General features: G+C 68.4%; 5 protein-coding genes. 3 read left to right on the top strand and 2 right to left on the bottom strand.

The genetic code is table 11. The features are described from left to right. The coding region (locus VNF71_14330) for a hypothetical protein (GenBank protein ID HVA75733.1) at positions 1-199 on the bottom strand (199 nt) is incomplete at its 3' end. 201 nt (positions 200-400) lie between these two features. Between VNF71_14330 and VNF71_14335 the strand changes: the two genes are divergently transcribed. The 3 genes from VNF71_14335 to VNF71_14345 are packed head-to-tail and all read left to right on the top strand — an operon-like array spanning position 401 to position 4,289. Next, positions 401-1,516 carry a tyrosine-type recombinase/integrase gene (locus VNF71_14335; protein ID HVA75734.1) on the top strand — a complete coding sequence of 372 codons (1,116 nt, stop codon included), beginning with the start codon at positions 401-403 and terminating at the stop codon, positions 1,514-1,516. Then, complete coding sequence (locus VNF71_14340) at positions 1,516-1,833, top strand: helix-turn-helix transcriptional regulator (protein HVA75735.1); 318 nt, start codon at positions 1,516-1,518, stop codon at positions 1,831-1,833. Before VNF71_14335 ends, VNF71_14340 begins: the two co-directional genes overlap by 1 nt. Before the next feature lie 44 nt (positions 1,834-1,877). After that, positions 1,878-4,289, top strand: coding sequence for a hypothetical protein (locus tag VNF71_14345; protein ID HVA75736.1), 2,412 nt, complete (start codon positions 1,878-1,880; stop codon positions 4,287-4,289). Positions 4,290-4,389: 100 nt separating this feature from the next. On the opposite strand, the gene VNF71_14350 is transcribed toward VNF71_14345, so the two are convergent. After that, a partial coding sequence (locus tag VNF71_14350) for a hypothetical protein (GenBank protein ID HVA75737.1) occupies positions 4,390-4,728 on the bottom strand: 339 nt, incomplete at its 5' end.

Genomic DNA, 4,728 nt, shown 5'->3' on the forward strand with positions numbered 1-4,728 from the left:
CAGCGAGTGGATCCGCCGCCACCACTGTCTGATCGCGGACCAGCGAGCCCTCGACCGGCACACCATCGGCCGGATCGTCAAACGCGTCGGGCGGCACGCCGGCATCCGGGTCCACCCCCACCAGCTGCGCCACACCCTGGCCACCCAAGCCATCAACCGAGGCATGCGCCTCGAAGCCATCGCCGCCCTGCTCGGGCATCGCTCCATGGAAATGACCCTCATCTACGCCAACCCTCGGGAATTGCATCAGACGCGAGAGAAAGCCCAGGTCGCCTGTCGATACAAGGCTCGGAGTGCGTCGAGCTGTTGGGCTGTGGATGCCGTCTGAGCAGGCGGGTTTGACGGGCCGTCCCGTTTGATGCAAGATCCTCTCCCTCAACGGGAATGACAGGAGTGTGATTTGGGACGTGGGGATCTGGCCGGCGCGGCGCGTCTGGAGCTGGTGTCGGGGGTGGCGCAGCTGCGACCGGAGGACGCCATGTTCGACGCGATGTTGCGCGGCTGGCGGGCGCAGCAGACCGCCCGGGGGTTGCGGGAGGAGACGATAGGTGGCCGGGAGCAGCTGGTCCGGCGGTTCGTCGAGTTCACCAACGAGTACCCGTGGGGTTGGCTGCCGGCTCACGTGGAGGAGTTCACGCTGTCGTTGACCACCGAGCGGCATCTGAGCCCGGCGACGGTCCGCAACTATCAGATCGACGTCCGTCTGTTCAGCGAGTACCTGACCGACGCCCGCTACGGGTGGGGCCCGGCGTGCGAGGGGGCGTTCGGGGCGGGGGTGCACCCGGTGGCGATCTGTCATGAGTGGAACACGATCGCCCACCTCAACGACTACGAGGGCAGTCCCGAGGCCCGGCCGTTCGGCCGGGATGAGCTGCAGGCGTTCTTCGACTTCGCTGATGATCAGGTGGAGCGGGCGGTCGTCGCGAAACGCAAGGGGGTGCTGGCCGCCTACCGGGATGCCACGCTGTTCAAGGTGATCTACGGGTGGGGGCTGCGCCGCAACGAGACGGCCAAGCTGGACCTGGCGGACTGGGGCCGCAACCCGGCGGCCGCGGACTTCGGCAGGTTCGGGATGCTGCACGTCCGTTACGGCAAGGCGGTGCGAGGACAGCCGCCCCGGCGGCGCAATGTGTTGTCGACGATGGGCTGGGCGGTCGACGCGGTGGCCGACTACGTAGATAACGTCCGACCCCGCTTCGGCTGTGCGGAGCACCCGGCGTTGTGGGTGACCGAACGGGGCGGGAGGATCAAACCGGCGGAGATCAACGCCCGTTTCGGCGCCTACCGCGACGCTTTGGGGTTGTGCCGGGAGCTGACCCCGCACTCTTTGCGCCACTCCTATGTCTCGCATCTGACCGAGAACGGCGCCGACCGGCGTTTCCTGCAACAGCAGGTGGGTCACCGCTGTGACACCTCGACAGCGATTTACACCCATGTCAGCTCCGATTTCATGAACACCGCTCTGCGAAAGGCGCTCGCCCCGGCGCTCGACGATGACAACGGGAAGGAACGGTGATGGCCGCGAAGCTCGACTACCGATGGAACCTCCGCCAGGTGATGGCCAGCCGGGAGATGTTCGCCACCACCGACCTCATCCCGGCGCTGGCAGCGCGGGGGATCCGCCTGTCTTCCAGCCAGGTCTACCGCCTGGTGGTGGAACGGCCCGAGCGGCTCAGCCTCAAGGTGCTCATGGCCCTGTTGGACATCTTGGACTGCACCATGGCAGATCTGATCGAACCGGTGGAATCCCCCAAGGCTCGACGCTCCAAGACAGCAGCCGGTGGCGAAGCCGGGATCGGCGCGTTGCGCCCCAAGCGGGCCCGCATCCGATAGGTGTCGGCTGATTATCTCGAGGCAGCCGCTGACCCGCTGGGGTCGTGGTGGAGCTGGTCGCACACGTAGAGCCAGCTCTCGATCGGGCGACGATCCAAGCCATCGTGGAGGCTGTGGCGGGAGGCCGGGCGAAGCGCCGCCGTCTCGCCCAGTTCCTCGTTGATCGACCGGCGGTGCTCGTCGATGGCCGCTCCCCGGCACCGCGCGTTGTGGGAAACCTGCTCATAGCACTTCGGGCCGCGGGGGCTCTCCGCGTGTCGCCGCCAGTCTGCGCGACGTGCGGGAAGAGCCTGCGAACCCTGCAGCGACGCGGCCAAGACTGGTATTGCGCGCTCTGCGGCTCGAACCGGGAGCCGTGCGCGCGTTGTGACCTCACTCGCCCGGTCTCGACGCGTGACCGCGACGGGCGACCGCACTGCGTCGAGTGCCCTCCCGACCATGAACGTGATCCCCTCGAGGTCATCGTCGAGGTCGTCACCACCGTGGACCCGACATTGCCGGCTGGGGTCGTCATCGCCGCGGTGGACGCGGCGGTGACCAACGCAGGGCAGCGTCGCCGGCTGGCGTGGGCGATCACGGAACGCCCAGAACTGCTTGCCGGGGCGGGCGCCGAAGCCCCGGTCCCGTCGGTGCTGCGCCTCATCGACGGGCTCTGCGACGCCGGGGCCGCCCATATCGTTCGTCCTGCTTGCCCGCACTGTGGCCGGGTCATCGCGCTGGTCAAACCCAGAGACGGCCTCAGGTTGTGCCGCATGTGCGTCGCCCGCTCCCGAGGCGAACGTTGCGTCAGGTGCCACGTCGTGCGCGAGCCCGCGACGCGCGATGTCGACGGGGCGCCGATCTGCGGTTCGTGTTTGATCAGGGACCCGGTCAACCACGAAACCTGCTCGGGTTGCGGGCGGCGCCGACCGGTCAGTCTGCGGCGCTCCGACGAGGTGTTCTGCGAGACCTGCCGCCCCGCGAAGCTTCTCACCTGCGCCATCTGCGAACGATATGGCCCGGCTCTGATCTCCAAGACCACCGGCCAGCCGTGGTGTCGGGCTTGCACGCAACGCTGGGCCCGCTGCGCCCGCTGCGCAGAGGTCCGGCCAACCCGAGGTGGCACCCTTGACGAGCCGTTGTGCGCAACCTGCACCCGGCCCGATCCCCAGTTCTGGAAGGCATGCAGCGGCTGCGGGCAGCCGGGCCGCATCCACGCCGGGTACTGCGCCCGCTGCAGTGTCGACCGGCGGCTCCTCGAACTTCTCGGTGACAACTCCGGGACCGTCCGGCCGCAATACCAAGCGCTGTATCAGGCTCTCTCCGTTACGGAGCGGCCCACGACCGTGGCCCGCTGGCTCGACCAAAGCGCGGCTCCAACAATCCTGCGTGCCCTCGACACCGGCGACGGACTCTGCCATGAGGCCCTCGACAAGCTGCCGCCAGGCAAGCCCGTCGAGCATCTGCGTGCCGTCCTCGTCGCGGTCGGGACCCTGCCCGCCCGCGACGAGCAGATGGTCCGTCTCGAACGCTGGATCGCTGACACCATCGCCGGCCGGGTCGACCCCGACGAGCAGCAGTTGCTACACCGCTACGCCACCTGGCACCTTCTGCGCCGCCTCCGTCACCGACTCGGCGACGACACCGCCACCTACAACCAGAACTTCGGGGTCCGCCAGCGAATCAGGGCCGCCATCGCCCTGCTCGACTGGTTGGCGGGCGCCGGTCTGATCCTGGGCACGGCCAGCCAAGGCGACCTGGAAGGCTGGCTGGCAAGCGACGAAGCCACCCACCGCCGTGACGTCGGGAACTTCTTGCGCTGGGCGAAGCGGCAGAAGCTGACTGCCTTGGAACTCCCAGCCGTTCGCTGGGGCGGCCCATCGGGCCAGATCGACACCGAGATCCGATGGGAACAAGCCCGTTGGCTTCTCCACGACGACAGCATCGAAGCAGAGGACCGCTTCGCCGGACTGCTCGTGCTCCTCTACGCCCAATTCCCCGCCGCCATCGGCCGTCTCACCGTCGCAGACGTTGAGATCACCGACAGCACAGTCCGCCTTCGTCTCGGCCCCGAACCGGTCGTGTTGCCCGAACCGCTCGCCGCTCTCGCCCTCCAACTCGTCGCCAACCGCAAGGGCCACGCCGCAATCGGCAGCCAACCACACTCGCCGTGGCTGTTCCCCGGCGGCCAGCCAGGACGACCCATCGGCGACACCCGTCTCGGCGAGCGACTCCGCAAGCTCGGTCTCCGGCCCGGACAATCCCGATCCACCGCACTGTTCCAACTCGCCACCGAGCTGCCCGCCGCCCTGTTGGCCCGAATGCTCGGCATCAACATCAGCGTCGCTGTCGCATGGCAACGCGCCAGCGCCGGCGACTGGACGACCTACGCCGCCCACTACAGCCGCCGAACCCATCACCATCACCACACCACCGTTGCCGACCTCTCCGACAGCCCAGACACCCCCCTCAGCTGAAGGCATTCGGACACTTGGAATACCTGACTCCGCCAGAGGACACGGCCAACGCGGCGGTCCTCGAGCGCGCTGCCCCGACGCTCGACGTCACGTTGTCCGGTTAGGCCGGTTCGGCTTCCTTCGCTTGGTCCGGCGGAGGTATCTCGCCGGTGGTCAGATCCACGGATCTCAGCAGCTCGATGAGGTCGCCGGCGGCTGCGCCGCCGCGACCTCGCATTGAGCCCTTTGCCTGCCGCCGGGCGGCTGCCTTCTCCGACCAGGCGATGATCCGTTCTGCCTGGTCGGCTCCGAGCCCGAACGCGGTCACCCCGTCGCCGGGGAAGTGGGTCATCGGTGGCGTTGCCGGCGGTGCACCTTGTCGGAGCACGCGCAGCTTCCAGCGGACCCATCGGACCAGGCGGGCCTCGACCTCGGTCGCCACATCCGGGTCCAGCGGTGT

The sequence above is a fragment of the Acidimicrobiales bacterium genome, assembly GCA_035533095.1.
Classification (GTDB): Bacteria; Actinomycetota; Acidimicrobiia; order Acidimicrobiales; family Palsa-688; genus DATLUM01.